At 60.1% G+C, this 4,859-nt stretch carries 6 protein-coding genes; 5 read left to right on the top strand and 1 reads right to left on the bottom strand.

The features are described 5' to 3' along the window. Positions 1 to 13: 13 nt before the first annotated feature. Entirely contained in the window at positions 14 to 484 is a 471-nt protein-coding gene (locus OC610_RS21265; protein ID WP_264430530.1) for an Lrp/AsnC family transcriptional regulator, read from the bottom strand. A 126-nt stretch (positions 485 to 610) separates the two neighbouring features. Between OC610_RS21265 and OC610_RS21260 the strand changes: the two genes are divergently transcribed. The 5 genes from OC610_RS21260 (at position 611) to OC610_RS21240 (ending at position 4,775) form a co-directional block, all read left to right on the top strand. Further along, the gene (locus OC610_RS21260; RefSeq protein WP_264430529.1) at positions 611 to 949 is read left to right on the top strand and encodes a hypothetical protein; all 339 of its coding nucleotides are present in this window, start codon (positions 611 to 613) and stop codon (positions 947 to 949) included. A 150-nt stretch (positions 950 to 1,099) separates the two neighbouring features. Then, positions 1,100 to 2,884, top strand: a complete 1,785-nt coding sequence (locus OC610_RS21255) for a GspE/PulE family protein (protein ID WP_264430528.1) — start codon at positions 1,100 to 1,102, stop codon at positions 2,882 to 2,884. 125 nt (positions 2,885 to 3,009) lie between these two features. Next, a complete protein-coding gene (locus OC610_RS21250) occupies positions 3,010 to 3,930 on the top strand; it encodes an SPFH domain-containing protein (RefSeq protein WP_039590305.1) in 921 nt (306 codons plus the stop codon). Positions 3,931 to 3,939: 9 nt separating this feature from the next. After that, complete coding sequence (locus OC610_RS21245) at positions 3,940 to 4,389, top strand: NfeD family protein (RefSeq protein ID WP_264430527.1); 450 nt, start codon at positions 3,940 to 3,942, stop codon at positions 4,387 to 4,389. Positions 4,390 to 4,454: 65 nt separating this feature from the next. Beyond that, entirely contained in the window at positions 4,455 to 4,775 is a 321-nt protein-coding gene (locus tag OC610_RS21240) for a DUF2388 domain-containing protein (RefSeq protein ID WP_172680574.1), read from the top strand. The last annotated feature ends 84 nt before the right edge of the window (positions 4,776 to 4,859 follow it).

Here is a 4,859-nt window from a genome sequence, read left to right as displayed (position 1 = left end):
CGCAACAACAAGCTCAGCGCATAACCGGCAAGCTCGTCGTCGACTTGATCTCCGACAGCGCCACGATCGAGTTCACTTCCTGGATCCCCGGCACCATAGACAGCTTCTCGAAGAAGAACCGCTCATAGGCCTCGATGTCTGCCGTGACGATACGCAGCAGAAAGTCCACCGACCCCATCAACACGTAACATTCCAGCACTTCGGGAAAACCGCGGATCGCCTCGGTGAATTCGGTGAAGTTCGAACGGCCGTGGGCGTTGAGTTTCACTTCGGCGAATATCTGCGTGTTCAGGCCGATTTTCTTGCGATCCAGCAGCGTCACCTGCCCACGAATGATGCCCTCCTCCTTCATCCGCTGGATCCGCCGCCAGCATGGCGACTGGGACAAACCCACCTGCTCGGCAATCTGCGCGCTGGACAGCGAAGCGTCCTCTTGCAGCAGTGCCAGTATCCTGCGGTCGTAGCCGTCCAGCTCGCTGTGCATTAATAAACCTCAAACAAGCCTGATATCGATTGGTGTAATTCGCAAGACCAGCATAAAGGCATATCTTAGATAAGAAATACCTCAGGACGCATGTAAATATTTCTCCGCATATCCAGGAGATGTTCCATGCCCTCATTCGAATCCACCGCCACGCCCCCGCTGCGCGCCGACGTCTGGCACACCGCCAATCCCCATCGTCGCGTCGAATATCTATTGTTGGGCGAGGCCGAACCGGACCTGCCGTGCCGGGTGCTCAACCTGTTTGCATTGCAGGGCCTGATACCCGAGAAAATCCATATGGAGCGCCACCAGGATCAGCTGTCCATGGAGATCGTCATGGACGGGCTGAGCTGGCACCGTGCCCAGGTGATCGCGGAAAAATTGCGTAACTTGATCAGCCTGAGTTCGGTGGACGTGCAAGACGTTGAAATTGCTCGGGCTGGATCGGTCCAGGCCGCGAGTTGAGACCACTGCGGCAAGAATTCGAAACTCATTGGTCGGGTAGTGGCCCAACGGTACATAACGTCGCGACTATTCTTTTGCAGACCAGGCCAAGACATCGAGGTGTCTGTATCGCGGCTTTGCTGCAATTGTCCAATAGGAATTCGAACGCTCATGTCCACCAAACATGCCACTCAGGACCGCTGGCTGGACCTAAACGATCTGCTGCGCCAACTGGTCGCCCAGGGCATCATCAGCCAGGATTCAGCGGAAACCGCACTCAATGCGCGTCGGCGTCACACTGCCAACAGCCAGTTGCACCCGCTTGAATTCATCGCCAACCAGCATCTGGACGACCTGAGCCGTCCCGGCAAGCGGCTGGACCTGGAGAACCTGACGCTGTGGCTGGCCGAGCAGGCCGACCAACCCTACATGCGCATCGACCCGTTGAAGATCAACGTGGCCGCCGTAACGCCGCTGATGTCCTATGCCTTTGCGCAGCGCCACAAGATTCTCGCCGTGGCGGTCGATCGCGACGCGGTCACCGTTGCCAGCGCGCAGCCCTATGTCAGCAGTTGGGAAGCGGACCTCACCCACGTGCTCAAGTTGCCGGTCAAGCGGGTGGTCGCCAACCCTGTGGATATCCAGCGCCTCAGCGTGGAATTCTACCGCCTGGCCAAGTCGGTCAGCGGTGCCACCACGGTCGAGCAGCAACCGAGCAACCTGAGCAACTTCGAACAACTGCTCAATCTAGGCGCCAGCGACCAGGAGCCGGACGCCAACGACGCCCATATCGTCAATATCGTCGACTGGCTGTTCCAGTACGCCTTCCAACAGCGCGCCAGTGATATCCACATCGAACCGCGCCGCGAGCAGGGCACCGTGCGCTTTCGCATCGACGGGGTGCTGCACACCGTCTACCAGTTCCCGCCCCAGGTGACGATGGCGATCATCAGTCGCCTCAAGAGCCTGGGCCGGATGAACGTCGCGGAAAAACGCAAGCCCCAGGATGGACGGGTCAAGACCAAGACCCCGGACGGCGGCGAAGTGGAGCTGCGACTGTCGACCCTGCCCACGGCATTTGGCGAAAAAATGGTCATGCGGATCTTTGACCCGGAAGTGCTGCTCAAGGACTTCGACCAGCTCGGTTTCTCCGCCGACGACCTGCGCCGCTGGCAGGACATGACGCGACAGCCCAACGGCATCATCCTGGTTACGGGTCCTACCGGGTCCGGCAAGACCACGACCCTCTACACCACGCTCAAGAAGCTGGCGACACCGGAAGTGAATCTCTGCACCATCGAAGACCCGATTGAAATGGTCGAGGCGTCCTTCAACCAGATGCAGGTCCAGCACAATATCGAGCTGTCGTTTGCCGCAGGCGTGCGCGCCTTGATGCGACAAGACCCGGACATCATCATGATTGGCGAGATCCGCGACCTGGAAACCGCCGAGATGGCGATCCAGGCGGCCCTCACCGGACACCTCGTGCTCTCGACCCTGCACACCAACGATGCACCGAGTGCCATCAGCCGCCTGCTGGAGCTTGGCGTGCCGCATTACCTGATCAAGGCCACGGTCCTCGGGGTCATGGCCCAGCGCCTGGTGCGTACACTGTGCCCGCATTGCAAGGCGCCCTTGACCCTGGATGAAGACGACTGGCAAACCCTGACGCGTCCTTGGCAGGCGCCGCTGCCCACCAATGCCCAACAAGCGGTCGGCTGCTCGGAGTGCCGTGACACCGGCTATCGTGGGCGTGCCGGGGTCTACGAGATCATGCAGCTGACCGATAGCGTGAAGGGCTTGATCCACCCCGATACCGATCTGCTGGCCGTACGCCGCCAGGCGTTCAAGGAAGGCATGCGCAGCCTGCGGCTCTCGGGCGCGCAAAAGGTTGCAGCGGGCTTGACCACAGTCGAGGAAGTATTGCGGGTAACGCCGCAGAGCGAGCAGAAGTAGGCACCATCCGGCTCAAGAGGCAGAAATATCCCACAAACAAACCGGAACGGACCGTAGCGAAGATAATGGCCGCGTGCCCTACACTCAGGGTTCGCAGGTCCACTTCATTCGCACAGGGAACCGTCATGCAGATCGGTAGCGTACTTTTACTGTTCATCGGCCTCGTGGTCGCCATCCTGTTCATGGGGTTCAAGGTCGTACCCCAGGGCTACCAATGGACCGTCGAGCGCTTTGGCCGTTACACCAATACGCTCAAGCCCGGCCTGAACATCATCATTCCGGTGATGGATCGCATCGGGCGCAAGATCAACGTCATGGAAAGCGTGCTGGATATTCCGCCCCAGGAAGTCATCACCGCCGACAACGCCACGGTACAGATCGACGCCGTGTGCTTCTTCCAGGTCGTCAACACAGCCCAGGCCGCCTATGAGGTCAACAACCTCGAACACGCCATCCGGAACCTGTTGCAGACCAACATCCGCACGGTGCTGGGCTCCATGGAACTGGATGCCATGCTCAGCCAGCGGGACGGTATCAATGAAAAACTACTGCGCACCGTGGATGAAGCCACGGCGCCGTGGGGCATCAAGATCACCCGGATCGAGATCAAGGACATCAGCCCACCGGCCGACCTGATGGCTGCCATGTCCGGGCAGATGAAAGCCGAACGGATCAAGCGAGCCCAGATCCTGGAGGCCGAAGGCCTGCGAGCGTCGGCGATTCTTACCGCCGAGGGCAAGAAACAGGCGCAGATCCTCGAGGCTGAAGGCAGTCGGCAGGCCGCGTTCCTGGAGTCGGAAGCCCGCGAACGCCAGGCGCAAGCCGAAGCCCTGGCCACCCAGGTGGTGTCCCAGGCGATCGCCGACGGCAACGTCCAGGCCGTGAACTACTTCGTTGCGCAAAAATACATCGATGCCCTGGGCCAACTTGCCTCGGCCAACAACAGCAAGGTGATCCTGATGCCGCTGGAAGCCAGCCAGGTCATTGGCGCCGTCGGTGGCATCGGCGAGATCGTCAAGGCCACCTTCGACAGCAAGAAAGCCTGAGGCGCGCGTATGTGGGGTTTTCTGCAACAGATGTCGTATTGGGACTGGCTGGCGCTGGGCGTCATCCTGCTGATACTCGAAGTGTTCGGCGCTGGCGGGTATCTGCTCTGGATCGGCATGGCCGCCGCTGCGGTCGGTGTGCTGACCTTCATCCTTCCGCAAATGGCTTGGGAGATGCAGTTCCTGCTGTTCGGCCTGTTCGCCATTGCGACAGCGCTGTACTGGTGGCGACGCCAGCGCAGCGCGGTGCGCCAGAGCGATCAGCCACACCTGAACCTGCGCGGACAGGAACTGATCGGCAAGGTCTTTCAGGTCCACGAGGCAATCGTCGATGGACGGGGCAAGATCAAGGTGGCCGATGGCGTATGGCTGGCGAAGGGCCCCGATTTGCCTGTTGGCGCCCGGGTCAGGGTGGTGGCACAGGAGGGGACGGTGTTAACGGTTGAACGGGCGGAGTGACGCGTCATGGAACTGAATCGAACCCTCCGCAATCCAACGTCATAGTTAACCCAGTGGAGTCACCTATCATGCGTCTCAAACTTGCTGTCGCGACCCTAGCCTTGCTTTCTCTTCCTGTGGGCTCGGCAATGGCCGACACGTTTTGGCGTAACGTCATCTCGTCCGGTGCGACCACCGGTTCCACCTACCTGACCTTCAAGGATCACAAGCTGATCGTCGCCGCCCAGGACGACGCCGGCAGCTTCGTCGCCAGTGACGGCAGCATCCGTGGCCCTTACCTGGAAGCCGCAATGCAGAAAGTCCGTGCCGACAACCCAGGCCTGCAGGCCACCGACATGGAACTGGCCAACGCGATCCTGGCGAAGAACGCCGTCGCCCAGGATTGATTCCCCGCCTATAAAAAATGCCGCTCGATTGAGCGGCATTTTTTTTGCCCAAGGAAAACCCAAGCCCCTGCAATTCTCTGTGGG

Origin of the sequence: Pseudomonas agronomica, from assembly GCF_025917275.1 — a bacterium.
Lineage (GTDB): Bacteria > Pseudomonadota > Gammaproteobacteria > Pseudomonadales > Pseudomonadaceae > Aquipseudomonas > Aquipseudomonas agronomica.
The sequence above is the reverse complement of the archived record's forward strand: the minus strand, read 5'-3'. Positions and strand labels throughout refer to the sequence as shown.

Coding starts and splice junctions, on each gene's coding strand:
- OC610_RS21265 (WP_264430530.1), bottom strand. CDS start 484: ATGCACAGCGAGCTGGACGGCTACGACCGCAGGATACTGGCACTGCTG.
- OC610_RS21260 (WP_264430529.1), top strand. CDS start 611: ATGCCCTCATTCGAATCCACCGCCACGCCCCCGCTGCGCGCCGACGTC.
- OC610_RS21255 (WP_264430528.1), top strand. CDS start 1,100: ATGTCCACCAAACATGCCACTCAGGACCGCTGGCTGGACCTAAACGAT.
- OC610_RS21250 (WP_039590305.1), top strand. CDS start 3,010: ATGCAGATCGGTAGCGTACTTTTACTGTTCATCGGCCTCGTGGTCGCC.
- OC610_RS21245 (WP_264430527.1), top strand. CDS start 3,940: ATGTGGGGTTTTCTGCAACAGATGTCGTATTGGGACTGGCTGGCGCTG.